This is a genomic window from Rhodococcus sp. 14-2483-1-2 (assembly GCF_002259405.1).
Taxonomy (GTDB): Bacteria; Actinomycetota; Actinomycetes; order Mycobacteriales; family Mycobacteriaceae; genus Rhodococcoides.
Map to the genome: position 1 here is coordinate 76,860 of NZ_NPFW01000022.1, position 25,942 is coordinate 102,801.

24 protein-coding genes and 1 riboswitch are annotated in these 25,942 nt (G+C 65.2%); of the genes, 18 read left to right on the forward strand and 6 right to left on the reverse strand.

Annotated elements, in window-relative coordinates; translation table 11 throughout:
- The first annotated feature begins 26 nt into the window (after positions 1-26).
- Genes atzF through CH295_RS21520 form a run of 3 tightly spaced genes read left to right on the forward strand, consistent with a single transcriptional unit; the run spans position 27 to position 4,160 of the window.
- Positions 27-1,859: an allophanate hydrolase gene (gene atzF, locus CH295_RS21510; RefSeq protein WP_094741902.1), complete on the forward strand. Its 1,833-nt coding sequence runs from the start codon at positions 27-29 to the stop codon at positions 1,857-1,859.
- Positions 1,856-2,569, forward strand: coding sequence for a cysteine hydrolase family protein (locus CH295_RS21515; protein ID WP_094741903.1), 714 nt, complete (start codon positions 1,856-1,858; stop codon positions 2,567-2,569). Before atzF ends, CH295_RS21515 begins: the two co-directional genes overlap by 4 nt.
- Before the next feature lie 10 nt (positions 2,570-2,579).
- Positions 2,580-4,160: a regulator gene (locus CH295_RS21520; protein ID WP_094741904.1), complete on the forward strand. Its 1,581-nt coding sequence runs from the start codon at positions 2,580-2,582 to the stop codon at positions 4,158-4,160.
- A gap of 42 nt (positions 4,161-4,202) precedes the next feature.
- Here CH295_RS21520 and car read toward each other — a convergent pair whose 3' ends face one another.
- Positions 4,203-7,730, reverse strand: a complete 3,528-nt coding sequence (gene car / locus CH295_RS21525; protein ID WP_094742165.1) for a carboxylic acid reductase — start codon at positions 7,728-7,730, stop codon at positions 4,203-4,205.
- A gap of 84 nt (positions 7,731-7,814) precedes the next feature.
- Between car and CH295_RS27905 the strand changes: the two genes are divergently transcribed.
- The 3 genes from CH295_RS27905 (at position 7,815) to CH295_RS21535 (ending at position 10,658) form a co-directional block, all read left to right on the forward strand.
- Complete coding sequence (locus tag CH295_RS27905) at positions 7,815-7,964, forward strand: hypothetical protein (RefSeq protein WP_170946015.1); 150 nt, start codon at positions 7,815-7,817, stop codon at positions 7,962-7,964.
- A gap of 109 nt (positions 7,965-8,073) precedes the next feature.
- Positions 8,074-9,870, forward strand: coding sequence for an acyl-CoA dehydrogenase (locus CH295_RS21530; RefSeq protein ID WP_094741905.1), 1,797 nt, complete (start codon positions 8,074-8,076; stop codon positions 9,868-9,870).
- A 26-nt stretch (positions 9,871-9,896) separates the two neighbouring features.
- On the forward strand, positions 9,897-10,658 hold the full coding sequence (locus CH295_RS21535) for an SDR family NAD(P)-dependent oxidoreductase (RefSeq protein ID WP_094741906.1): 762 nt from the start codon (positions 9,897-9,899) through the stop codon (positions 10,656-10,658).
- 6 nt (positions 10,659-10,664) lie between these two features.
- Here CH295_RS21535 and CH295_RS21540 read toward each other — a convergent pair whose 3' ends face one another.
- The 3 genes from CH295_RS21540 to CH295_RS27910 form a co-directional block, all read right to left on the reverse strand.
- Positions 10,665-11,927, reverse strand: coding sequence for a cupin domain-containing protein (locus tag CH295_RS21540; protein WP_094741907.1), 1,263 nt, complete (start codon positions 11,925-11,927; stop codon positions 10,665-10,667).
- Positions 11,924-12,181, reverse strand: a complete 258-nt coding sequence (locus CH295_RS21545; RefSeq protein WP_032398144.1) for a hypothetical protein — start codon at positions 12,179-12,181, stop codon at positions 11,924-11,926. The genes CH295_RS21540 and CH295_RS21545 overlap by 4 nt, the downstream gene beginning before the upstream one ends.
- Positions 12,182-12,284: 103 nt before the next feature.
- A complete protein-coding gene (locus tag CH295_RS27910; RefSeq protein ID WP_170946016.1) occupies positions 12,285-12,443 on the reverse strand; it encodes a hypothetical protein in 159 nt (52 codons plus the stop codon).
- Positions 12,444-12,487: 44 nt separating this feature from the next.
- Between CH295_RS27910 and idi the strand changes: the two genes are divergently transcribed.
- From idi to gcvP, 12 genes are all read left to right on the forward strand, one after another.
- Positions 12,488-13,096, forward strand: a complete 609-nt coding sequence (gene idi / locus CH295_RS21550) for an isopentenyl-diphosphate Delta-isomerase (RefSeq protein WP_094634448.1) — start codon at positions 12,488-12,490, stop codon at positions 13,094-13,096.
- A gap of 26 nt (positions 13,097-13,122) precedes the next feature.
- Positions 13,123-13,758, forward strand: coding sequence for an NUDIX hydrolase (locus CH295_RS21555; protein WP_094741908.1), 636 nt, complete (start codon positions 13,123-13,125; stop codon positions 13,756-13,758).
- A gap of 61 nt (positions 13,759-13,819) precedes the next feature.
- Positions 13,820-14,422, forward strand: coding sequence for a CDP-alcohol phosphatidyltransferase family protein (locus tag CH295_RS21560; protein ID WP_094741909.1), 603 nt, complete (start codon positions 13,820-13,822; stop codon positions 14,420-14,422).
- A gap of 71 nt (positions 14,423-14,493) precedes the next feature.
- Positions 14,494-15,291 carry a DUF881 domain-containing protein gene (locus CH295_RS21565; RefSeq protein WP_230596205.1) on the forward strand — a complete coding sequence of 266 codons (798 nt, stop codon included), beginning with the start codon at positions 14,494-14,496 and terminating at the stop codon, positions 15,289-15,291.
- On the forward strand, positions 15,288-15,716 hold the full coding sequence (locus CH295_RS21570) for a small basic family protein (protein WP_252342135.1): 429 nt from the start codon (positions 15,288-15,290) through the stop codon (positions 15,714-15,716). Before CH295_RS21565 ends, CH295_RS21570 begins: the two co-directional genes overlap by 4 nt.
- Positions 15,717-15,719: 3 nt before the next feature.
- Positions 15,720-16,469, forward strand: coding sequence for a DUF881 domain-containing protein (locus CH295_RS21575; protein WP_037189243.1), 750 nt, complete (start codon positions 15,720-15,722; stop codon positions 16,467-16,469).
- A gap of 41 nt (positions 16,470-16,510) precedes the next feature.
- Positions 16,511-16,915 carry a glycine cleavage system protein GcvH gene (gcvH, locus tag CH295_RS21580; RefSeq protein WP_037189244.1) on the forward strand — a complete coding sequence of 135 codons (405 nt, stop codon included), beginning with the start codon at positions 16,511-16,513 and terminating at the stop codon, positions 16,913-16,915.
- A 213-nt stretch (positions 16,916-17,128) separates the two neighbouring features.
- Positions 17,129-17,626, forward strand: coding sequence for an oxoglutarate dehydrogenase inhibitor Odhl (gene odhI, locus CH295_RS21585; protein WP_032377955.1), 498 nt, complete (start codon positions 17,129-17,131; stop codon positions 17,624-17,626).
- Positions 17,623-18,360 (forward strand): transcriptional regulator FtsR, encoded by a 738-nt coding sequence (gene ftsR, locus CH295_RS21590; protein WP_037189245.1) that lies wholly within the window; start codon positions 17,623-17,625, stop codon positions 18,358-18,360. The genes odhI and ftsR overlap by 4 nt, the downstream gene beginning before the upstream one ends.
- A 98-nt stretch (positions 18,361-18,458) precedes the next feature.
- A complete protein-coding gene (locus CH295_RS21595) occupies positions 18,459-18,932 on the forward strand; it encodes a bifunctional nuclease family protein (RefSeq protein WP_037189246.1) in 474 nt (157 codons plus the stop codon).
- Between the two features lie 398 nt (positions 18,933-19,330).
- Positions 19,331-19,888 (forward strand): MerR family transcriptional regulator, encoded by a 558-nt coding sequence (locus CH295_RS21600; RefSeq protein ID WP_052047548.1) that lies wholly within the window; start codon positions 19,331-19,333, stop codon positions 19,886-19,888.
- Positions 19,889-19,899: 11 nt separating this feature from the next.
- A riboswitch (glycine riboswitch) is annotated at positions 19,900-19,997 on the forward strand.
- A 193-nt stretch (positions 19,998-20,190) separates the two neighbouring features.
- Positions 20,191-23,043, forward strand: a complete 2,853-nt coding sequence (gcvP, locus tag CH295_RS21605) for an aminomethyl-transferring glycine dehydrogenase (protein ID WP_037189248.1) — start codon at positions 20,191-20,193, stop codon at positions 23,041-23,043.
- Between the two features lie 60 nt (positions 23,044-23,103).
- Here gcvP and CH295_RS21610 read toward each other — a convergent pair whose 3' ends face one another.
- Together CH295_RS21610 and CH295_RS21615 are read right to left on the reverse strand one after the other, a co-directional pair.
- Positions 23,104-24,243, reverse strand: a complete 1,140-nt coding sequence (locus CH295_RS21610; protein ID WP_094634443.1) for a metallophosphoesterase — start codon at positions 24,241-24,243, stop codon at positions 23,104-23,106.
- 3 nt (positions 24,244-24,246) lie between these two features.
- On the reverse strand, positions 24,247-25,905 hold the full coding sequence (locus CH295_RS21615) for a substrate-binding and VWA domain-containing protein (protein WP_252342136.1): 1,659 nt from the start codon (positions 25,903-25,905) through the stop codon (positions 24,247-24,249).
- Between the last annotated feature and the right edge of the window lie 37 nt (positions 25,906-25,942).

Sequence of the window (25,942 nt, forward strand, 5' to 3'; positions counted from 1 at the left end):
ACAGAAAACTGTCGACAATCGACGGTATGAATTCAGACCCTGGACCGGCGCTCGGCCCGACCGTTACCGAGATGCTCGCGGCGTACCGAACCGGCGCGTCGACTCCCACTGCAACAGTGGAGGCGTTCTCGACCGCCGTGGCTGCACGCGGCGACGACGGTACGTGGATCACCGTTGTGGGCCGTGCGGAATTGCTCGCGGCCGCCGCGGCTCTCGAAGCGCGACCCGACGCGGTGTCGCTACCCCTGTACGGAATTCCCTTCGGAGTCAAGGACAGCATCGACGTGGCCGGATACCCGACCACCCTCGCCTGTCCCGACTACGCCTACACACCGGATTCGACAGCGCCTGCCGTCCAGGCGCTTGTGAACGCGGGAGCCATCTTCGTCGGCAAGACCAGCCTCGACCAGTTCGCGACCGGACTGAACGGAACCCGAACGCCGCACCCGATTCCGCGGAGCGTCTACGGCAGCGACATGATCTCGGGTGGCTCCAGTTCCGGTTCGGCACTGGCAGTTGCCCTCGGGCAGGTGCCGTTCTGTGTGGCCACCGACACCGCAGGATCGGGTCGAGTGCCTGCCGCGCTCAACGGCATCGTCGGATACAAGCCGTCACGCGGCCTGATCAGCACCGTCGGACTCGTCCCCGCGTGCAAGTCACTGGACTGCATCACCCTGATGGCGACCACGATCGAGGATCTCGACCTCGTGTTCGACGTCATGTGCACCGAGGATCCGGGTGACGGTTGGTCACGTCCGCGCGGAGGGCGGTACGACGGGCGAGAGATCACCGTCGGACTACCGGACCTGCAGCAGCTGGACTTCTTCGGCGACGCAGCCATGTTCGATGCGCATTCGGTCGCGCGCCGGTCGCTTCCGGAGCGTGGATTACCGACCACAGCAGTCGATCTCACTCCGTTTCTCGATGCCGGATCGCTGTTGTACCAGGGGCCGTGGGTCGCCGAGCGGCTGGTCGAGTTCGACGAATTCCTCAGCGAACGACCCGATTCCATCGTTCCGGTCGTACGCGAGATATTCCTGGGAGGGCGCCGGTACAGCGCCGTCGATGCCTTCCGTGCACTGCAGACGCTGCAAGACCTCCGCGCCCGGGTCGCGCAGCTCTGGACGTCGATGGACGTGATGATCGTGCCGACCATCGGCACCACCTTCACCGTGCCGGAGGTGCTGGCAGACCCCATCGCGTGCAATACGAAGCTCGGTCACTACACCCACTTCGGGAACCTTCTCGACCTGACGGCCGTAGCGGTTCCCGTAGGGCTCACCGAGGACGGTCGACCGGTCAGTCTCATGGTGATCGGGCCCGCGCTGTCCGACGATACGATTCTCGCGGTTGCGGCCCGGTTGCTCGGGGAAGGGCGCGCCGACTCACCGCCTCCCGCGGCCGAAGGGTCGACAGTCGAGACCATCGACATCGTCGTTGCCGGGCACCACCTGTCGGGGGAGCGGGCCAACCCGCAGCTGCTCGAGCTGGGTGGCTCCCTGGTCGAAGCCACGTCCACCGCGGCGACGTACACCCTGCTTCGGATCGGAACCGCCGATCCGACACCCGGACTGCTGCGAGTTCCATTCGGCGGCAGCGCAATCGACGTGGAGAGGTGGCGTCTGCCCGCCACTTCTCTTGCGGTACTCGCGGGCAGAATGCCGGCGGTACTCGCTCTGGGACGGGTACTGCTGGCCGACGGTTCCGACGTTCTCGGCTACGTCTGCGACGCCACTGTGCAGACCGGCGCGGACAGGCACACCGTCGACGACATCAGCGAGTTCGGTGGCTGGCGGGCATATTCCCGGGCGATCAGTTCTGCTCACGAAAATTCCATTGCAGCACAGGAGATCTCATGACCTCAGCACCCACACCGGTAACGTCGATACCGTCGGCGTCACCATCCGAGTTCACCATCGATGCCGCAACGACGGCACTGATCGTCATCGACATGCAGAGGGACTTTCTGCTGCCCGGGGGGTTCGGTGAGAGCCTCGGCAACGATGTCGGTCTGCTCCGGACCGTGATCGAACCACTCGCAGGTCTCATCGCTGTCTCAAGAGAAGCCGGGATACCGGTGATCCACACCAGGGAGGGGCACCTCCCGGACCTGTCGGACTGCCCGCCTGCGAAGTTGCGCCGCGGGACGCCCTCGCAGCGCATCGGTGATCGAGGAGCGTTCGGCCGCATCCTCGTTCGCGGTGAGTACGGTCACGACATCGTCGACGAGCTGGCACCGCTCGAGGGCGAGACTGTCATCGACAAGCCCGGCAAAGGGGCGTTCTACGCCACCGAGCTCTCCGAGGTTCTCACGAGCGCCGGGATCACGACTCTGCTCGTCACCGGTGTGACCACCGAGGTGTGCGTGCACACCACGGTTCGGGAGGCCAACGATCGAGGATACGAGTGCCTCGTGGTGACGGACTGTGTCGGTTCGTACTTTCCTGAGTTCCAGCGAGTGGGCCTCGAGATGATTTCGGCTCAAGGCGGGATTTTCGGTTGGACCGCGTCGTCGGAGGACGTCGTGGCCGCGTTGGTTGCGTTCGTCCCCTCCACTGCGAGTCGATAGGACCGAGAACATGACCATGGATGTCAAAGACACACCCGCTGCAGGCTCCCCGTCCTCGTTCACCCTGTCGTGGTGGACGAAGGGCGACACCAACGCATTCTTCGGACTCGGTTTCAACATTCTCGTCAATGTGCTCACTCTGACGACATTGAGCATCGCGGTGGTCGGAATTCCAGGCAGTGACGTCCTCGGGACGCTGCTGCCTGCTCTCGGGATCGCCCTGATCCTGGGGAACCTGTACTACATGGTTCTCGCTCGTCGACTTGCCAAGCGCGAGAATCGAACCGACGTGACCGCGCTACCGTACGGTCCGAGCGTTCCGCACATGTTCATCGTCGTGTTCGTGGTCATGCTCCCGGTCTACCTGGCGTCGGGCGACGCGCTTCAGGCGTGGGCGGCGGGGCTCGCCTGGGCCTTCATGATCGGCATCATCGTCATGATCGGAGCGTTCGTCGGGCCCTACATTCGCAGGATCACCCCGCGTGCGGCAATGCTCGGCACTCTCGCCGGTATCTCGATCACGTTCATCGCGATGCGCCCGGCCGCTCAGATGTGGGAGGCAGCGTGGATCGGATTGCCCGTTCTGGCCATCATTCTGATCGGCTTCTTCACAGACGTGAAGCTGCCCGGCAACATTCCGGTCGGGCTCGCCGCGCTCCTGGTGGGTACAGCGATCGGCTGGATCGGCGGATACATGTCGGTGCCGGACGTGACAGAGGCAGCAGGCAATATCGCGCTCGGCCTTCCCGACCTACGCCTCGACCTGCTCCTCGACGGTCTCGGCAACCTGGCACCGCTGCTCGCGACCGCAATTCCGTTGGGTGTCTACAACTTCACGGAGGCGATGAGCAACGTCGAAAGCGCATCCGCAGCGGGAGACAACTACAACCTGCGCAGTGTGCTGCTCGCCGACGGCTTCGGTGCGATCGTCGGCTCGGCGTTCGGATCGCCGTTCCCGCCCGCGGTCTACATCGGCCATCCAGGCTGGAAGGACGCAGGTGGCCGGACCGGCTACTCGGTCGCGTCGGGCGTCGCGATCGGGTTGATGTGTTTTCTCGGATTGTTCGGATTGCTGGCAACGTTGCTGCCGATTCCCGCGATCGTCCCGATTCTGCTGTACATCGGACTGCTGATCGGTGCCCAGGCATTCCAGTCGGTGCCGAAGCTGCACGCTATCGCGGTGGTGGTGGCACTGCTCCCCAATCTCGCAGAGTGGGCGGTGGGTCTGATCGACAACGCACTCAGCGCGGCAGGCACATCTGCGACGGAAGTGGGAAGCGAGGCATTGGGTCAGGCGGGTGTCGTGTACGACGGGCTGAAGACGTTCGGGTCGGGAGCGGTACTCGCCGGACTGATGTTGGGCACCATCGTCACGTTCGTTCTCGACAAACGGTTTCTCGCCGCCGCAGCAGCGGGTGGAGTGGCCGCGGCACTGTCGTGGGTCGGCCTGATCCATTCACACGAAGTGGGTTGGGCTGCCAATCCCCAAGTTGCCCTTGGCTATCTGTTCTTCGGACTCGTGTGTCTGGCGTACTCCCGGCTCGTTCCTGCCACGAATCCGACGAGCGAACCACAACCGGTGGGGGAGTAGGACTTCCCGATGCGGGCCGCGTGGCCCGCATCGGGAAGTGCTCTACCGCGTGCTCACGAGCTCGAGCGCCACGAGATCGGAGAGATACTTCTCGATCAACTCGCGCCCGAGGTGCGGAATATCCCCGACGGCCGAGGCGAACTCGTCGGCGGGCAGCATCGCCCCGGACGACGGGTGTTGCGGGTGTGCGTACGAATCGATCAGGGGGAGCAGCGAGTGCGAACGCTGCTTCTCCGGAAGAGCCTCGACTGCTGCGTTGAAACGCTCGAACCACTCGTCGTAGTTGTCGACTATCTCGATGTCGCGACCTGCGGCACGGATCCAATCGACGAACGTGTCCAGCGAGATGTCGTCGTCGTGTGGGTTGAGGATGTCGAAGGTTCGGTAGCCCGAGGTATCCCCACCCGCGATCGACGTGATGGCCGACGCACTGAAATCGGCAGGCAGTCCGTCGTAGTGGGCCAGCGGTCGTCCCTTCTCGTCGGTCGGTGCCCCGGTGTCGGTGGCGTAGAACGTGTGCGGAGCCAGACCGGTTTCGACGACCGACAAGATCAGACGCGTGAACACATCCGGCACGTTGAGCTGCCCCGTCCACGTGCTGTGCGCAAGAATCATGTCCGAGCGAAAGACCGACACCGGTAGGCCGAACTCGTCGAATGCGTTGCGCAACAGCACTTCACCGGCCCACTTGGAGTTGCCGTACCCGTTGGCGTAGGAATCGTCGACAGCCCGCGACGGGCTGTCCGCGCGAATGTCGCCGTTCTCTCGGAAATCCTCGACGCCCGCTGCGACGGCCACCGTCGACAGGTAGGTCACCGGCTTGACGTGGTCAGTGAGCGCCAGCCGGATCACCTCGGCCGTGCCGACGACGTTGGGGCCGAACAGGTGCTCGTAGGGCAGGGCGTGGTTGACCAGCGCGGCGGGATGGACGATGCGATCGACCCGCTCGGACAGCGTCCGGAAGTCCTCGTCACCCAGTCCGAACCGGGGCGTGCCCAGATCGCCCGCCACGACCTCGAGTGCAGCGTCGGCCAAGGTTCGATACCGCTCCGACAGCTCGGCGTCTCCACTGTCGAAGGCTGCGTCGAGTCGGGCTCGCGCGTCGGAATCGGAGCGTCCGCGCACCAGGCAGACCACCTTTCCTCCGATCTCGGCCATGCGCTCGAGCCATTCCAGGCACAGGAAGCGACCGAGGTATCCGTTGGCACCGGTCAGCAGGACCGTGCTGGTCTGTTCTCGCGGGCCCGGAAGGTGGTGCGCGGCGTCGAGGAGGGCGTCGTCGAGGAATGCCGACAGCCTCAGGTCGGACGCCTCGGCGACGGTTGCGCCGCGACCGTGGATCGATGCGAATGTGGCCGTGTCGGAATCGTTGTCGCGGGCGGAGGAGATGTACTCGGCCAGTGCTGCCAGGTCCATGGCGGGCCCGGTGATCACACCGACCGGAACATCGACATCGTAGATCTCACGGAGGAGCGTCGAGAACGTCAACGCCGACAAAGAATCTCCGCCCAAGTCGCTGAAGTGAGCATCGGGGCGAACATCGGACCCGGCGCATCCCAGCAGAGCCTGTGCGGCATCGCCGACCGTGGTCAGGACAGGGGCATCGGCACCACTGCGCCTGAGCTCACGCAGGCGCTCGTTCTGACCGGATTCGAGTTCTGCGTAACGACGCTCGAGTTCGTCTCCGTAGCGCTCGACCAACTTGGGTCGCAGTTGTTTGCCTGCACCGGACAAGAGCCCGTTCTCCTGTGTGAACGGCTGGTGCTCGACGGTCACGTCACGCGGAATTTCGTACGAGTTCAGCGATTCCTGGCGAGCGATTTCTTGCAGCGATTCGATGACCGAACCCGCGGTTGTGTCCGGTCGAGCCGGAACGACGACTGCCAGGAGATACGCCCGTTGACTGTTGCCGTAGAGGAATATCTGGTCGACCAGCTCACTGGTACCGAACAGCGCTTCGAGGCGGGCGAGGGCCACGAACTCACCCTGGGCCAGCTTCAGCACGTTCTTGCGTCGGTCGACGTAGGCGAGTCGGTCCGGCTCGAGCTCGGCGACGACGTCACCGGTGCGATAGAAGCCTTCGGAGTCGAAGACGTCGGCCGTGACGTCCGGTCGCTTGTAGTAACCGGGAATGATGGACGCCGTCTTGAGCAGGAGCTCACCGCGCGGATGCGGTGTGTCGGTGGAGAAGTAACCGAGTTCGGGCACATCGTCGAGCTTGTATTCGATCACCGGTGGGCGTTGAACGACGCCGTCGTGCAACACCATTCCGGCCTCGGTGGAGCCGTAGTTGTCGCGCACCCGAATATCGAGCAGTTCCGAGACGAAGTCCTTGACCTCGGGAGCGATCGGTGCGGTGCCGACCATCGCTGCCAGGATACGTCCACCGAATTGTTCGATCCTGTTGCGTTCGAGTACCTCTCGACGCGTGCTGTCGGCATCGCCACCGGCAGAGCGTTCGACCTCTCGGTCGATCTCGGCGAGGACGTTGTGCCGAATCATCTCGCACACCCGCGGGATCAGCAGGGCCATCGTGGGCCGAGCGAGCGCGAAATCCTCGAACAGGGTCGACAGGTCGCTTGCTCCTGCGAAGTGGACGGTGCCGCCGGCCGCCAGCGTCGAAAAGACCAGGCCGCGGCCGGCCAGATGGCTCATCGGAAGGTAGTCGAGGGTGATGACCGGGAAGGCCGGCCGGTCGCTGGCTTCGGAGGATGCTCCGGTGTGATGCCAGGCACCGGTCCATGCTCCGCACACGATTCGTTCGGTGTGCATCGCCCCCTTGGGGGTTCCGGTGCTGCCGGAGGTGTAGATCAGCGTCGCGAGTCGGTCGGGATCCTCGTCGTCCGGAAGCGGAACCTCCGGGAGTTGCGCGCCGTCGCCGACCAACTCGGTGAGCGGCCGAACGGAGACTCCCACCCGGTCGGCATCGCTGCGCGCGGACTCCATGATCCGTGCATGTGCGTCGATCGCCCCGTCGTGGTCGAGGACGACGATTCGCCGAATGGACCTGCACTGCGTGGCGACCTGGACCGCGACGGACAGGTTGTCGACATCGGCTGCGAGGACGACAGGTTCGACCTCGTCGGCGATGGCCGAGAGCTGGCCCGCGGTGGCTCCGGCCTGCAACGGAACGGCAATCGCGCCGAGTCGGATAGTGGCCAGTTCCGCTACGACATAGTCGGCACTCGCGAATCCCAGCGTTGCGAAGAAGTCTCCCGAAGCGATACCGATTGCGTCGTGGGTCAGCGCCGAGGCGAGTGCACCGGCGTCGCTCCACGCCTGGCCGTAGGTGACAGTGTCGAAGCGGGGGAGCAGGCGAAGAGTGTTCTTGTCATCGATTCGTGCGATCTCTCGAGCTCGGCGGCCGAGGGCAGGCCGATCGGAGTAACGCGTTATGATCTCGGCGACCACGCGGGCCAGGTTCGGCGACAACTCCTGGGCGGCGTCGGCCACTGCGCTGTCCGGCTCTGCCGCTCGGAACTCCCGATCGGACCGGTGGAGCTCGGTGAAGCGGTCACGCTGTCTGATCTCCCGCTCACGTTCGCTGTCGACGGCCAGTGTGTGCGTCATGCTCGACTCCCCTCCGACGATGCGCACCGGAACTGCCGGGCGCTGTCGATTGTTCGATCAAATATCGTTATCAAAGGTAAGCATATGCCGATGAAGCTTCTTTCAATCGTGATGCTGCTCATAGTCCGGTTCGCCGTAAATGTCTGCCCTGCTGCGGCTTTGGACGTCCAATCGATCAACAGCCCGCAGGCCGGACGGTCTGTCGCGATGCTCGGCGTGGCCGGCGAAACATGACTTGTATGGTGAGGAAAGTAGTCACGTGCGTCACAGCGCTCACGCAGGAGTGGAACCTCTACGGAACGACCCATGCGGCGGCGGTGCCCCCTCTCGATCGGAGAAGTGAATGTCGGACGTCCTCTCGCGACGCGACCTGGATTTTCTGCTGTACGAATGGCTGGACGTGGCGGCACTGACTGCTCGACCTCGCTTCGCGGAGCACTCGAAGGAGACCTTCGACGCGGTCCTCGACCTCAGTGCGGACATCGCCCGCAAACACTTCGCGCCGCACAACAAGAAGGCGGACGCGCAGGAGCCGACGATGAATGCGGACGGTTCGGTCGAGCTGATACCGGAAGTCAAGGAAGCGCTCGATGTCTATGCGTCGGCGGGTCTGATCGCCGGGCAGTTCGACGAATCGATCGGCGGCATGCAACTGCCCGCGACCGTCTCCCGGGCAGCGATGGCGTTCTTCCAGGCCGCCAACGCCGGGACGTCCTCGTACCCGTTTCTGACCATGGCCAACGCCAACCTGATCGCGACGTACGGCACGCCGGATCAGGTGCGTGATTATGTCCGGCCCATGCTGGACGGGCGCTGGTTCGGAACCATGTGTCTGTCGGAGCCGCAGGCCGGATCGTCACTGGCGGACATCACGACCAAGGCGGTACCGCAGGACGACGGTAGCTTCCGCATCACCGGTACCAAGATGTGGATTTCGGGTGGAGATCACGAACTCACCGAGAACATCGTCCACCTGGTGCTCGCCAAGACACCGGGAGGCCCTCCCGGTGTCAAGGGAATCTCGCTGTTCATCGTCCCCAAATTCCTCCCGAACGGCGACGGAGGTACAGGCGAGCGCAACGACATCGTGTTGACCGGCCTCAATCACAAGATGGGCAACCGCGGCACCACGAACACCCTGCTGGCGTTCGGCGACGGAACCCACTCTCCCGGTGGGCAACCCGGAGCAGTCGGCTTCCTCGTCGCAGAGGAGAACCGCGGATTGTCGTACATGTTCCACATGATGAACGAAGCCCGGATCGGCGTCGGATTCCTCGCGATCGCCCTCGGGTACGTCGGCTACTTGAAGTCGGTCGAGTACGCGAAGACCCGCACTCAGGGCCGACCACTCGGTGCCAAGGATCCGGCCGCACCTGCGGTCGCGCTGATCGAACACGCCGACGTTCGTCGAATGTTGTTGGCGCAGAAGTCCTACGTCGAAGGTGCGCTGGCGCTCGGACTCTACTGCTCGCGTCTGGTCGATCATCAGGACTCGGCGTCCGACGATGCCGAAGCGGCGCGATCGACACTGTTGCTCGACGTACTGACGCCCATCGCCAAGAGCTGGCCGTCACAGTGGTGCCTCGAAGCCAACAGTCTCGCCATTCAGGTGCACGGCGGCTACGGATACACCCGCGACTACGACGTCGAGCAGCACTACCGCGACAATCGCCTCAATCCCATTCACGAGGGCACACACGGTATTCAAGGTCTGGACCTGCTCGGGCGCAAGGTGATCATGCAGGGCGGCGCGGGATTGGCTCTGCTGTCCGAACACATCGGAGAAACAGTCGAGCGGGCGCACGCTGCGGGCGGTGACGCTGCTCGGTACGCCGCCGAACTGCACGCACGCTTCGGCAAAATTGTCGAGGTGACCGCGGCAGTGTGGGGTACCGGCGACGCCGCTGTGGCGCTGGCGAACTCCACGGCCTACCTCGAGGCGATGGGGCACACGGTCATCGCCTGGATGTGGCTGGAGCAGTTGCTGGCGGTCGGCACGAAATCCGGAGACTTCTACGACGGAAAGCGTTCTGCAGCAAGATACTTCTACGTCTACGAATTGCCGAAGGTGGATGTTCAGCTCGATCTGTTGGCGAGGCTGGACCGCACCACCCTCGATATGTCACCCGCTTGGTTCTGAGTCGAAAACAAGGAGATTCATCGAACATGTCGATCTTGGACAAATTTCGCCTGGACGGTCGCGTCGTCATCGTCACCGGTGCATCCTCCGGACTGGGCGTGGCATTCGCCAAGGCAGCCGCCGAGGCAGGAGCGGATGTGGTGCTCGCCGCACGACGAGTAGACAAGTTGGCGCAGACCGCCGAGTTGATCGACAGCGTCGGAGGTCGGTCGATCACGGTCGCCACCGACGTGGTCGACCCCGATCAGTGCACCGCGATGGTCGAGGCCGCGATGACGGAGTTCGGAAAGGTCGACGTTCTGATCAACAACGCCGGGGTAGGCACGGCCTACCCCGCAACCCGTGAGACACCCGAGCAGTTCCGCTCGGTGATCGACATCAACTTGAACGGGTCGTACTGGGCAGCGCAGGCCTGTGGACGGGTGATGGCACCCGGCAGTTCGATCGTGAACATCTCGAGCATTCTGGGGCTGACCACCGCAGGCCTTCCGCAGGCGGCCTACAGCGCCAGCAAGGCAGCCATCATCGGCCTCACCCGCGATCTCGCGCAGCAGTGGGGCGCGCGAAAAGGCATCAGGGTCAACGCCATTGCGCCAGGTTTCTTCAAGAGCGAGATGACGGACTCGTACCAGCCCGGATACCTCGACTCGATGGCTCCTCGAATGATTCTCGGCCGCAAGGGCGATCCGGAAGAACTGGCCGCAACCGCGATCTGGCTCGCCTCGGACGCCGGGGGATACGTGACGGGTCAGACCATCGCCGTCGACGGTGGGATCACGATCACCTGACGGCTGTCACGGCACTGCCGGGACAGCAATCCCCTCGCGGATGAGTCTGCGCGCGACCACCAACGCGTCGTCGGTGTCGAGTCCGGGCAGTGCATCCAGGCGGCACGGTGCTCCCCGGGTCAGCAGGTCGAGAGCGTCCGCGCACTGGAGCGGCATCGTCACGGTCTTGGCGCGCACGATCACGGACACGGCATCGGCCGCTCGCACGACGCGCGCGAACACACCGGGCCGAAGTCGGATCGAGTCCTCGCCCCGCAACGCTCCCATCGCGGCGACGCTTGCCAGTGGGCGCACCGGTTCCGGTCGGACGAGATCGTCGTGACGATCTGCGACGCGTTCGGCCAGTCGACGTACTGCGTCGGGGTCTCGGCCGATCTCGTCGAGCGCCGCGCGCATGGCGTCCACGACTCGGTGGACATGCGGAACGATGGACTCCGGGTCGGAGTGGTCGAGGCCGGCGGGGAGGGGAGCACGCAGACTCTCGACGTCGCCCAGCGACTTCAGCACGTGGTGGGCGAGGTCGTAGTCGTTGTACGAGGCCACTCCGATGGTCAGGTGCACGGTGGTGTCGCCGAGTGCCTGCGCCGAGTGGATCCACCCGCGCGGTAGGTAGAGCACATCGCCGGGTTCGAGGACGATGTCCAGTTCGGGGGTGCCGAGCGCGTGTGCTTCGACGGCCGACCGTCGGTCCGACCACGGTTGGTTGTTGAGCGGATGCACGTGCACCGGCGAGTGAATGCTCCACCGCTTGGTGCCCGCGATCTGCACGACGAACACGTCGTGCACGTCGTAGTGCGGCGAAAAGCCCTGCGACGCAGCCGGTGTCACATACGAGTTGACCTGCACAGGATGGCCCAGCTCGCGGACGAGATCGCCGACGAAATGAATGAGCGGCGGCCACAGCCGGTGCAGGCCCTGCAGAACCAGCGTGTTCCCGGCCGCGAACGCCGCCAACACAGCGCCCGAATCCACCTGATCGGTCACCTCGGCTCCGAACCCGCCGGACGCCGTGAACTGCGTTCTGTCCAGCAGACGCCCGTCCTTGGCCATGCGCACAAACGGGGTACGTACACCGCGTTCGGCTATCAGCTCGTCCACCGAGTCGAGTGTCATCAGATCGTCGAACGATCCCGACAGCTCGGCGGATCGGGTGAGCTTGGGTGCGATTCCCCAGTGCTGGTCTGCGAACGTCCCGAAGTCGGTACCGGTGAGACGACGGAGCGCGGACCGATGATCCGATCCGCGCTCGCCGCTCGAGTCAGTGCTCAAGCGGTACCGTCCGCACCGCCGTCGTGTCCGTTGGGGTTGGATCCGCCGTCGGCCGGGCCCTCGCCCGCTCCGGCGGGGCCGTCTGCTCCGCCGTCGTGACCGTCGGGGTTGGATCCGCCGTCGGCGGGTCCTTCACCGGCTCCGGCCGGGCCGTCTGCTCCGCCGTCATGGCCACCGGGGTTCGATCCGCCGTCGGCGGGTCCTTCGCCTGCGGCTCCGCCCGTGGTGGTGATGTCGTCGTCGTTGATGCTCATCGAGGTCCTTCCGGTCGTGGAGGTTCGTGTGCCCGCGCAGCGCGAGAACATCGGAGGTATTGACGCAAACTCTGTTTCTCAAACAGCGGTGGCGTGGCGAATTTCAGGCAGAGTCATCGGCGATCTCGGGGGCGTTCTCCCGCGTCGCCATCCCGCCTCCGCCGCCGCCGTCCACAGGTCCTGGTCGGCCGCCTTTCGGCGTGTCCGATGTCTTTTCGGTCTCTGTCGGGTTCTCGTTGTCGGTGTTCTCGTCACGTCCCATGGTTCGACAGTAGACCGCCGCGGAGGCCGTGGGACCATGGAACGATGGATCGATCCCGAGCGCAGCACGTGGTGCTGCTGGACGACGAAGGCCGTGCCGTCGGTACGCATGACAAGACCACCGTCCACACGCAGGACACGCCCCTTCACCTCGCGTTTTCCAGCTACGTGGTGAGAGCGGACGGCGCTGTTCTTCTCACGCGCAGAGCGTCGAGCAAGACGACCTGGCCAGGAGTGCTGACCAATACGTGCTGTGGCCACCCGGCTCCCGGTGAGAAGCTCGACGACGCCGTACTGCGCCGAATCGGTGAAGAACTGGGCCTGCGTGCGCAATCCGCCGAGTTGGTACTGCCGCACTTTCGGTACCGCGCCGTCATGGACAACGGAATCGTGGAGAACGAGATATGTCCCGTGTACCGCGTGAGAGTCGACGAGCACGCGACACTCGATCCCGATCCGGCCGAGGTGGAGGAGACTCGATGGGTGTCGTGGCCCGAGTTCTCCGCGGGAGTGCTGGACGGCACCATCGACGTATCACCCTGGTGCCGAACGCAGGTGGAGCAGCTGACCGCTCTGGCCGACGAGCCACTCGGTTGGCCGGCGTCGCCGGACGATCTGCTTCCCCCCGCCGCCCGTCTTGCCGGTACTCACTGAGCTCCCCGGGCCTCTAGGGTCGTGCTGTGACTGTCGACGATTCCGGTAGGCCGAAAGAGGACCTGCTCGACCGGGCTTCCGTCGCGCGCGAACTCGCCCGTTTCGCCCATCGCACCGCCGAAGCCGACGGATTGCGCGCCGCTGCCGTCGCCGTTGCGATCGGTGGGCCGCCGGGGGACAGGCGGATGCTTCTGACGAGGAGGCCGGATCGGCTGCGCGCGCATCCGGGCCAGTACGCGTTGCCCGGCGGCGGTGTGGACCCGGGCGAATCCAGGATGCAGGCCTGTCTGCGGGAATTGGCCGAGGAGTTGGGGATTCGAGCCGATGAGACCGACGTGCTCGGCAGGTTGGACGACTACGTCACTAGATCCGGGTATGTCATCACGCCGTTCGTGGTGTGGGTCGGCAACTACTCGTCCTCGTTGCAGCCCAGCGAGGACGAGGTGGCCGAAGTGTTCGAGGTGACGGTCCACGAACTCGACGTCGACGCCCAATTCGTGTCGATTCCCGAATCGACGCGTCCGGTCATTCGATGGCCTTACCGATCCGGGGCCATCCACGCTCCGACCGGCGCGATCGTCCACCAGTTTCGTGAAGTGGCACTGCACGGTCGACACACCCGAGTCGCGGACTTCGAACAGCCGGTGTTCGCATGGCGCTAACGTGGCCGCAGGCCAGGGTGGGCAGACCGCGACGAGCAGGACGAGAAGGAGGTGATCGCCGATGACGAACGATCGAGAGCTCGAAGTGTCGGATCGCATCGCGACCATCCCCAACCTGCTCAGCGCAGTCCGGCTGTTGGGCGTTCCTCTGTTCCTCTACCTCATGCTGGGCCCCCAGGCCGACGGGTGGGCGCTGGTGATCCTGCTCGTCAGCGGTGGAACCGATTGGCTCGACGGCAAACTGGCTCGCATGCTCGGCCAGGCATCGAAGCTGGGTGCCATCCTCGATCCGCTGGTCGATCGGCTCTACGTCGTCAGCACCCTGGTGGCGTTCGTTGTGCGCGGCATCATTCCCTGGTGGGTTGCAGCGATACTCATCGGGCGCGATGCCGTACTCGGATTGACGATGTTCGTCTATCGCCGCAGATCCCTCCCGCCTCCGGACGTCATCTACCTCGGTAAGGCCGCCACCTTCGTGGTGATGATCGCGCTGCCGGTCCTGCTGGTCTCCGCCGGCAGCAATTCGGTGGCCGACGCTGCAGGACCACTCGGATACGCGTTGCTGATCTGGGGCACGGCTCTGTACGTCTGGACCGGTCTGCTGTACCTCGGTAAAGCGATCGCTGTCGCGAGGGCAGTCGAGCCGACTGCGGCCGGCACCTGACGGTGGAGCCTGCGGAACGACCGGAAAAACAGGTCAGGAGGAATCCCGTCCCGTCGCTGCTGACGTCCTTGTTGACCGACCATCTGGACCCGGGATACGGCGCAGCGGCCGCCGAACGTACGGCGCAGCACACCCGCAAGCCGCGGGTACCTGCGGCGCTCTGGTTGTTGGGCGGTGCCGTCGTGGTCGGGGTGATCTTCGGTATCGCGTTCTCGCAATTGGCTTCCGGCGCCGACGTGGACCGTGCAGGTTCCGATGCGTCGGCTGCTGTCCGCGCCGCGCAGGATCGCAGTGCCGAATTGGAAGCGACGCAACAGGCTCTGGCCGAGCAGGTGTCCTCGGAGCGTGACAGAGCCCTGCAGTCCGATGTCTCGGGCAGTGCGTTGCTGGACCGGTTGAGCGCTGTCGAATCCGCCGCGGGCATCGATTCGGTGTCCGGTCCCGGGCTCTCGGTAGTCGTCACCGAACCGGTGGCCGAGGACGGCGCGTCGGATCGGTCGGTTCGCCGGGGTTCGGGCGCGGCCGTGCTCGATCGAGACATCGCAGCGATCGTCAATTCGTTGTGGGTGAGCGGTGCCGAGGCGGTGTCGGTGGACGGTATTCGCGTCGGACCGAACGTGACCATCCGGCAGGCAGGCGGGGCAATGCTGTTGGACAATCGTCCTATCGACTCGCCTTACGAGATCGACGCGATCGGGCCGCCGCAGCGCATTCAGGTCCAGTTCGTCGTCAGTGACGCCTATCTGCGGATGAGCACGGTGGCGCAGTTGTACGGCGTCGGATTCACGGTGCGCCCGGCAACCGATCTCGAGTTCGGTCCCGCCGCTGTGAGAGAGTCGTTCCAGGCAGAGGAGGCAGGCCCACGATGACGGAGCACGATCCACCGAATGCCCTACCGGCCGAGTCCGACGTGCCGGTGTCGGCGGACGCTCCGATCACCCCCACCCACGGCGTCTACGCCCTCGCCGCAATTGCCGCACTGATCGTCGGGGTCGTCATCGGCACGGTCGCGGGTCCTCAGGTTCCGGCCGTGGTTGCGCCCTACCTGCCGATCGCCGTCGTCGCGGCGATCGACGCGGTGTTCGGCGGTGTTCGGGCTTTCCTCGACGGAATCTTCGACGCGAAGGTGTTCGTGATCTCGTTCGTCTTCAACGTCCTGGTCGCGGCCCTGATCGTGTGGCTCGGCGACCAGCTCGGGGTGGGAACTCAGCTGTCGACGGCCATTGTCGTCGTCCTCGGAATTCGTATCTTCGGCAACGCGGCCGCTCTGCGCAGACGTCTGTTCGGTGCCTAGATCATGACGGCAGGCGGCGGTAGGCACGGATGGCGCGCGCGACGTCCCGATGCAGAGGGGCGAAGGCGCGGAGCGGCATTCGGTGTTCTCGCGCTCGCACTGCTGTGCGTCCTGGGAATCGGCCTTGCCACGCAGGTACGAGAGGCGAGCACCACCGATGGCCTGGAGAACTCGAGGCCCGAGGACCTACTGGTCGTGCTGGACACCCTGACCCGTCGCGAGGCGTCCATCCGGGACGAGATCAGCACCTTGCAGGCCACTCTGGCAACGCTGCGCGAGTCCGGTTCGGGATCGGAGGCCGCAGTGGCGGAAGCCCAGGAACGGTTGTCCGCGTTGTCGATTCAAGTAGGCACCGTCGCAGCCCAGGGGCCAGGCGTGACGCTGGTGATCGAGGACCCGAGCTCGGGTGTGGGATCCGAGGTGCTGCTGGACGCCATGCAGGAACTGCGCGCCGCCGGTGCCGAAGCACTCCAGCTCGAGGGCGGCGCAGATGCCGTCCGCATCGGCGTCGATTCGTGGATCGCCGGTTCCGCTGGTCGGGTGGTGGTCGACGGTCGAGAACTGCGAGCTCCGTATACCTTCACTGCAATCGGAGACCCGCCGACGCTCGCGTCGGCCCTGAACATTCCCGGCGGGGTCGTGGACACGGTGACTCGCAACGGTGCGACGTCGAACATCGCGCAGTCGGACCAGGTCACGGTGTCCGCCTTGCGGGACCCGCGCCCGCGTCAATACGCTCAGCCCGGTAACTGACCGCCCGCTCGCCCCGGGCCACGATCGAAGGGAATGCCGCGTTGAGCGACATCGACACACCAGCTGATCTGTACTACACCCCCGAGCACGAGTGGGTGCAGCGCACGGGGCCTGCAACGGTGCGCATCGGTATCACCGATTTCGCGCAGGCGCAGTTGGGCGACGTGGTGTTCGTTCAGCTTCCCTCGATCGGCGACACCGTCACTGCGGGCGAGTCTCTCGGCGAGGTCGAATCCACCAAGAGCGTGTCCGACGTGTTCAGCCCTCTGACCGCGAAAGTGGTTGCCGTGAACCAGGATCTGGACGGTGAACCGGAGAAGGTGAACTCGGGACCCTACACCGGAGGCTGGCTGATCGACCTCGAGGTTTCGACACCGGAGGAGTTGGACGCGGCACTGGCGCAGATGCTCGATGCCGCCGGATATGCTGACATCACGGCCGAGTGATCGGCCGGCTGTCGACACCAGCCAACAGGCCACACGGCCCCCGCTGCGCAGGGTACGGTCGACACCGAGCGAATACCCTGTCGGGGCGAAGGTCCAGCAAGCTGTACGACGCTACGCAACACCGAACGCCAAGCAACACCTGATGTGAAGACCATGTACTGCGTTACCCGCGGCGTTCTCTGCCCCGGGTGAACGGACTGAGAAGGAGTAACGGTGAGCCAGAACGACAACGACAGCAACTACGGGGAGTCACCGGCAGAGACCACCTCGGTCTTCCGTGCAGATTTCCTGCAGGAGCTGGACAACTCCGCGGCCGCCCAGAGCACCGAAGCTCCGGTATCGGGTGTCGAGGGGTTGCCTGTCGGTGCCGCACTGCTCGTCGTCAAGCGAGGACCGAACGCCGGATCGCGGTTCCTGCTCGACCAGCCGACCACCTCGGCCGGTCGGCATCCCGACAGTGACATCTTCCTCGACGATGTCACCGTCAGCCGTCGGCACGCAGAGTTCCGGCAGGACGAGGACGACTTCCAGGTCGTCGACGTCGGCAGCCTGAACGGCACGTACGTCAACCGCGAGCCGGTCGACTCCGCTGTGCTGGCCAATGGCGACGAGGTCCAGATCGGCAAGTTCCGCCTGGTGTTCCTCACCGGACCGCGGGGCGGCAACGGATCTCAGGTCGGCGACGCGTCTGCGGGTGCAGGAAGCCAGTGACCGCCGTCGGGCAGCAGTCCAACGGGGGGATGTCGATTGGCTCCGTCCTCGATCGACTTCGGCCCGACTTTCCTGATGTCACCATCTCGAAGATCAGATTCCTCGAAGCCGAGGGGCTGATCTCACCGGAGCGCACACCGTCGGGGTACCGGCGGTTCTCCATCGCGGATTGCGAGCGTCTGCGTTTCGTGCTGACCGCGCAGCGCGATCAGTACCTGCCGCTCAAGGTGATCAAGGAACAACTCGAAGCCATCGACCACGGGGTCGCCACCGTGGAGCGGGCCGATGCGTCGGTCAAGCGTCCGCGGTCGCTCACGGTTGCCGCGGGTGAGGTGTCTCCCGAGGAGTTCCTGCCCGATCGTGAGGTTCGTATCGCCAAAGCGGATCTACTCGCTCAGGCGGGGATCGACGATGCGTTTCTCACCGAGCTGCTGCGAGCCGGTCTGATCACCCCCGGGCAGGCCGGTTTCTACGACGACGGAGCCGTGACGCTCGCCCGAACGGCGCACGCGATGTTGCAGTTCGGTCTCGAAGTGCGCCACCTCCGCGCCTTCAAGCTGGCGGCGGACCGCGAAGCCGGCCTGGTCGCGCAGATCGCCGGACCCGTTGCCAAGGGACGAGACGCCGGTGCGCGCGATCGTGCAGAAGAAATGATTCGTGAGTTGGCCGCACTGTCCTTGACCTTGCACACCTGCCTGGTCAAAGCGGCGGTGCGCGGTGCACTCGATCGGTGACGCTCGCTCGCGTCGTTTCGAATTCCAATAGACTCGGCAGCGACGAGCTGAGCCAGTTTCAGTGCAGCCCGGATTTCTCGAGGTGAGAGGCAGACACGATGAGTGAGATGCGTGTGGTCGGTATTCGTGTCGAACAGCCGCAGAACCAGCCCGTGTTGCTGTTGCGCGAGGCCGACGGCGACCGGTACCTCCCGATCTGGATCGGTCAAACCGAGGCTGCTGCAATTGCTTTGGAGCAGCAGGGTGTGCAACCCGCTCGGCCACTCACCCACGATCTCGTCAAGAATCTGATCTCGGCACTGGGGCACCAGCTCAAGGAGGTGCGCATCGTCGATCTGCAGGAGGGCACCTTCTACGCCGATCTCGTGTTCGACAAGGACATCAGAGTCTCGGCTCGGCCGTCGGATTCCGTTGCCATCGCTCTTCGGGCCGGGGTGCCGATCTTCGCCGAGGAGCCTGTGCTCGCCGAAGCCGGGTTGATCATGCCCGACGAGCGCGAGGACGAGGTCGAGAAGTTCAAGGAGTTCCTCGAATCGGTCTCTCCGGACGACTTCAAAGCCACCGACGGGTAACAGAAGAGTCTCAACCTCAACTTTAGGTTCAGGTTTACGGCGCGTTGCGTTGAATCTGCACGATCGTCCCCATAACGTTCGTGCCAGTGAAGTTCATCGCCGCCGCTGGACCTATCCGGTGCAGTTCACGCCTCTTCGACACCTGTCGAGGCGTACTCTGGCCTGGTACACGGTATGACTTCACGCGAGTACACCGAGACATTTTCCAGTGTCTCGGACGGATCGCAGTACTGACTCGATCCGAACGCAGTGAGACATCCGAGAGGGAGCAGTCAGTGGGAGATCAGCCGCAGCAGCATCACGGCAGTCGAGGTTCCGAAGCCGCAGGCCGGACCGAGGACACGCCCGTCGGTGCCGATGCTCGGGTCGACACCCCCGAACAGGCGTCGAGCGCCCGAATCGAAGCGCCCCAGGACATTCAGCCGGGATTGTTCCCGGACGACTCCGTGCCCGACGAACTCGTGGGCTACCGCGTGCCGAGTGCCTGCCAGATCGCCGGCATCACCTACCGTCAGCTCGATTACTGGGCCCGCACCGGGCTCGTCGTCCCGTCGATCCGCGGCGCAGCGGGTTCGGGAAGCCAGCGGCTGTACTCGTTCAAGGACATGCTGGTCCTCAAGATCGTCAAGCGGCTGCTCGATACCGGTATCTCGCTGCAGAACATCCGAGTCGCAGTCGATCACCTGCGCCAGCGTGGCGTGGGCGATCTCGCCAACATCACGCTGTTCTCCGACGGCACCACTGTCTACGAGTGCACCTCGGCAGAAGAAGTTGTCGATCTGCTCCAAGGCGGGCAGGGCGTGTTCGGCATCGCCGTGAACGGCGCGATGCGCGAGCTCACCGGCACCATCGCCGACTTCCCGGCCGAACGTGCCGACGGCGGTGAAAGCCAGCCGAGCCCCGAGGACGAGTTGGCCTCGCGACGCAAGAATCGCGCGAGCCGCAAGACCGGCTAGACTTTCCCCGTCGCGCCCGCGCGGGAGAGTTCCGAGGCATCCAGTCTCGGACGCCGAAGGAGCAATACCTCCCCGTCAATCTCTCAGGCACACGGACCGTGTGGGCTTCGACAACTCTGGAAAGTGGTGGGAGCACCCACCCGCCCAAGGGGAAAGGTGCCGGCGCGCCGAAGTGGCGCGCCGTGTCCGACCGAATCTCTCAGGCGCACGCGTCAGCGGGCACACGACAGAGGGGGAGGAGCGGCCGGAGCGTATGCCTCGGTCGTCCGACGCCTCGTCTTTCCGGCACCTGGGAGCACATCGTGACCGACCGAACCGCTTCGCCCGCACACACTTTCGTGGACCGTCACATCGGCCCGGACCCGACCGAGTTGGTTCGCATCCTCGACACGATCGGCGTCGCCTCGCTCGACGAGCTGGCCCGCAAGGCCGTTCCGTCCTCGATCCTCGACACCGTGGTCGACGGCGTTCCCGACGGCTTGGCGACGCTTCCGCCTGCGCTGAGCGAGCACGAGGTGCTTGCCGCACTGGCCGACCTCGCCGGGCAGAACACCGTGGCGACGTCGATGATCGGCCTCGGCTACTACGACACGCTGACCCCGCCGGTGCTGACCCGGGGCATTCTGGAGAACCCGGCCTGGTACACCGCGTACACGCCGTATCAGCCCGAAATCAGCCAGGGGCGACTCGAAGCGCTGCTGAACTTCCAGACCATGGTTGCCGACCTCACCGGCATGGACGTGGCGAATGCATCGATGCTCGACGAGTCGACGGCGGCCGCCGAATCCATGACCTTGATGCGTCGCGCGAACAGGGCATCGAAGTCGCCTCGGCTACTGGTCGATTCCGACATCTTCCCGCAGACCGTGGCCGTATTGGCCACTCGCGCCGAGCCGTTGGGGATCGAACTGGTCTACGCCGATCTGACCGACGGCCTCCCCGATGGAGAATTCTTCGGTGTCCTCGCGCAGCTGCCCGGAGCGTCGGGCCGTCTGGTCGATCACACGGCGATCATCGAGGCCGCGCACGAGCGCGGCGCGCTGGTGGCAGTGGGAGTGGACCTGCTCGCTGCCACCGTGGTGACTCCGCCCGGTGAGATCGGTGCGGACGTCTGCTTCGGAACCACCCAGCGATTCGGCGTTCCGATGGGATACGGCGGACCGCACGCCGGCTACCTCGCAGTGCGATCCGGTCATTCCCGTCAGCTACCCGGCCGTCTGGTCGGGGTCTCGCTCGATGCGGACGGTCACAGCGCCTACCGACTGGCGCTGCAGACCCGCGAGCAGCACATCCGCCGCGAGAAGGCCACTTCCAACATCTGTACCGCTCAGGTCCTGCTGGCCATCGTCGCTGCGATGTACGCCAGCTACCACGGCGCAGACGGACTGCGGGCCATAGCAACTCGGGTGAATACGCATGCTCGAACCGTGGCGGCAGGTCTGCGGGCAGCGGGTATCGACGTGGTGCACACGGAATTCTTCGATACCGTCCTCGCTGCCATCCCGGGTGGCGCTCAGGCCGTCGTCGACGGTGCCAAGCAGCGTGGCATCAATCTGCGGCTGGTCGACGCCGACCACGTGGCCGTCGCGTGCGACGAGGCGACGACGCCCGAGCACATCGCGAACGCGCTCGCCGCGTTCGGTGCAGAACCCGCCGGTTCCGGGGCCCTGTCGTTGCCCGCGAACACGACTCGCACCTCGGAGTACCTCACGCACCCGGCCTTCACCCGGTACCGCACCGAGACCGCCATGCTGCGCTATCTGCGTGCGTTGTCCGACAAGGACATTGCGCTCGATCGCAGCATGATTCCGCTGGGCTCGTGCACGATGAAGCTGAACGCGACCGCGGAGATGGAGTCCATCACCTGGCCGCAATTCGCCCGTCAGCACCCCTTCGCCCCGTCCTCGGACGTGCCCGGACTGCTGCGGGTGATCGCCGACCTGGAACGGTGGCTCGTGGACATCACCGGCTACGACGCGGTCAGCCTGCAGCCCAACGCGGGAAGCCAAGGCGAGTACGCGGGTCTGCTCGCCATTCGTCGCTACCACCTCGGCAACGGTGATGCCGAGCGCACCGTGTGCCTGATCCCGTCGAGCGCCCACGGAACCAACGCAGCCTCGGCCGTGATGGTGGGCATGCGCGTGGTGGTCGTGGCCTGCCGGCCCAACGGCGACGTCGATGTCGACGACCTGCGCGCCAAGATCGCCGAGCACTCCGACACCCTGGCCGCGATCATGATCACCTATCCGTCCACCCACGGCGTGTACGAGCACGAGATCTCCGAGATCTGTGCAGCGGTCCACGACGCGGGCGGTCAGGTGTACGTCGACGGTGCCAACCTCAACGCTCTCGTCGGGCTGGCACGCCCCGGCCGATTCGGCGGCGACGTCAGCCACCTGAACCTGCACAAGACATTCTGCATCCCGCACGGAGGCGGCGGGCCCGGGGTCGGACCCATCGGTGTGCGGTCGCACCTGCAGCCGTACCTGCCGGGTCACCCACTGGCCCCGCAGCTCGGTTCGGGACCGACGGTGTCCGGTGCCCCCTACGGCAGTGCCTCGATCCTGACGATCACGTGGGCCTACATCGCGATGATGGGTGCGACGGGGCTGCGGCAGGCGACGTTGACGGCGATCGCGTCTGCCAACTACATCGCCCGTCGCCTCGACGAGTACTTCCCGGTGCTGTACACCGGCGACAACGGCATGGTTGCCCACGAGTGCATCCTCGATCTGCGAGGCCTGACCAAGGACACCGGAGTCACCGTCGACGACGTTGCGAAAAGGTTGGCGGACTACGGCTTCCACGCGCCCACGATGAGCTTCCCGGTGCCGGGAACGCTGATGGTCGAGCCGACCGAGAGCGAGAATCTCGAGGAGATCGACGCGTTCTGCGATGCGATGATCGCCATCAGGGGAGAGATCGATCGCGTCGGATCGGGCGAATGGACGGTCGAGGACAACCCACTTCGAGGTGCACCGCACACCGCTCGGAGTCTGGTTGCCGAGTGGGATCACCCGTACTCACGGGAACTCGCTGCCTACCCGGCGGGCTACGACCGTCCCAAGGTGTGGCCCGCGGTGCGTCGCATCGACGGTGCCCACGGTGATCGCAATCTGGTGTGCTCGTGCCCACCGATCGAGGCGTTCGCCTGAGCCGAGAACAGAGCCCGCCACGTCGACGTGGCGGGCTCTGTCGTATTCGCGTCGGAGGCTTCAGCCCCGGGTGAGCTCGAGCATTGCGATCTCGGGCGGAGCGGCGACGCGGACCGGTGGACCCCACGCACCCGCGCCGCGGGTGGTGTACAGCGTGGTGTTGCCGATCGTGTCCAGCCCTTCGACACTGGGCTGCTGTAGCGGCACCAGATAACGGATCGGCCAGATCTGACCCCCGTGCGTGTGCCCGGACACCTGCATGTCGACTCCGAAGTCCGATGCCTCCACTGCCTGCAACGGCTGGTGTGCCATCAGTAGTACGAATCGATCGGGATCGATCCCGTCCAATGCCGCGGCGAGATCGGGTTCGTACGGGGCCGGTGCGGTGGCGTCGTTGATGCCGGCGATATCGATTGCAGCGTCGCCACGAGTGATCGTCGCGCGTTCGTTGCGCAGAACGTCGATTCCGAGCGTCGACCAGAAGTCGAGCCATTCGCCGCCGTCGCCCGCGTAGAACTCGTGATTGCCGCTGACGGCGAACACACCGAGCGGGGCGTCGAGGTCGCGGAGCGGCTCGAGATCTGCTCCCACCAGAGCAACCGTGCCGTCGATGAGATCGCCGTCGAGCAGCACGACATCTGGATTCTGGGCGTTGATCGAATCGACGACCTCTTGAACGAAGTCCGCGCCGCGGGAGGGACCGGCATGCAGATCCGACACCAACGCCACTCGGACTCCGTCGAATTCGGTCGGTAGCCGGTCGAGTGCGACGTCGGTGTTCGTCGCACGCGGAGTTGCCGCCTCGACGAGTCCGTACCCCACTGCGACCACGCTGACCAGTGCCACCGCCGCCGAGCCGATCCTCGACACACGCAGTCGAGCAGCGGACGAATCACGATGCCTCGCAGCGAAAACCACTCTCGTGACGGTGCATACCACGGCCACCAGAAGCGTTCCCAGGAACAAGTACAGCACGACGGCGAGCCAGCTGAGGCCGACGAACGCGGGGCCCCGTGCCCAGGACGGATCGAATGCGACGCCGCTGCCGAAGCCGATCACCGCACACAGCCACAGGAGCGCCAGCACGGCATCGACAGCCCGTTTGGGACGAGTCGGCATCCTGGTCACGGAGAGGAATCGCCAGTGCAGAAACAGGGTGACGAGGAGTAAGAAGACGCCGACAAAAAGTACACGAGACATGTTCTAGTACAGCAACTTTCCGAGTCGATCGATGAGGTCTGGCGAATCCGATGTCGATACTGCTTCCGCGGTGCCGCCGGTTTGGGCGGCGATGTCGTCGAACGCGGAGGCATCGGAGTTGTCCCCGATCCGCACGATGTTCACCGCGACCGGACGCGCCGGATCGGCCGCTGCGGTCAGGTCGGTGAGCAAATCCTGCGCGGACAAGGACGAGTCGTCCGGGCCGTCGGTGATCAGCACGACGGAATTGACGCGGCCGGGAACGTATCCGGCCACGGCGTCGAGATACGCGACCAGGACCGACGCATAGGTGAACGACCCGGTTGCCGGCGTCAACGCCGCCGCGGTGGTGGAGAGTGCTGCGCGTCTGGGAGTCGGCCCGATCGCAGCCGTCATCGGACCGGTCGGAACATCCACTCGGAAAGGCAGCGAGTTGTTCAGATCCTCGCTGAAGCTCCACAGGCCCAGCTCGGTGGAGTCGGGTACTCGCTGGAACTGCTCGTCGAGGGCGCGAACCGTGTTCTGCAGCCGAGTTGCACTGCCTTCGGCGGTGCCCATCGACTCGGATACGTCGAGCAGTACCGTGGCGCGGCGCGGCAGGACCGGATTTCGCAACACGGTCAGCAGTGCGTCGGCGACCGGTCCGGAAGGAGCAGTGACCGCTTCCGCGTTCACTGTCTCGTCGACGCCGAAGCCCGCATCCGTGAGCAACTGCGCACCGTCCGGCTGCCGGACGAAATCGACGAACGCGGCCGCAGCCCGGGTCGATGTCTCATCACCGGAGAGCACGGCCGCGGGATGATCGGCAACGGGAGCGGGGCCCTGAGGCTCGACGGCGGTCAACGTCGAGGAATCGGTCGATGCCAGCTGTTGTTCGGTGACCGGAACCGCGTGGACGGGGCCGTCGGGGCCGGGCGCGTTCTCGAGGGCCGCGAGCGCGTCGTAGGTGGTGGACGCGGACGTCGCGGAGGCACCGGTGTCGGTGAGAGCCAGCTCCGACACTGCCGAGATCAGTTCTCTCGACGAGACCTGTTCGAGGGTCAGTGCAGTGGTCGGATCGCCGCGTACCCCGGCAGCGATCGCGGCGACCGCGAGTGTGGTTGCGCCGGAATCGGATCCGGTCGGAAGGGCGAGACGGAGCGCACCCCACTCGCCGAGACCGAGTGCCTGTGGGTCGCGTTGCAGTCGGACCAGGTCGGCCCAGCTCACAGTGGTCAGAGCATCGGCCACAGCAGACGGCACCGCGAGTACGACCGGACTCGTCGCGAGTGGCCGCGGGGTGCCGTCGACGGCACCCCTGTCGGTGACGGCTTCGACGTCGCCCGAGGATTGAGGTATCCACAGGCCCGGCCGAGCACCGAGTGCTTCGACGTCCCAGTTGTCGATACCGGCGTTCAACGCCGTCCGCACGGCGTCCGAAGACGTCGCTCGAACCTGCACCGTCACACAGTGATCCCGCACCACCGGTGCAGTGTCGTTGAATCGAGCAGCCAGTTGTTCGACAGGCCCGGAGATGTCGGGATCGGCGGCGACAGTGAGCACCGCCGATCCCTCCACACAGGTGTCGGCAGCTTCGACCCCTTGATCGAAGATGCGATCCCGCAGCTGAAACCATCCGAACACGGCCGCAACCAGCACCGCGATCGTTATCACGACGATCACGGGTCCGGCGGCTATCGAACGCCCGCGCCCTGTGTTC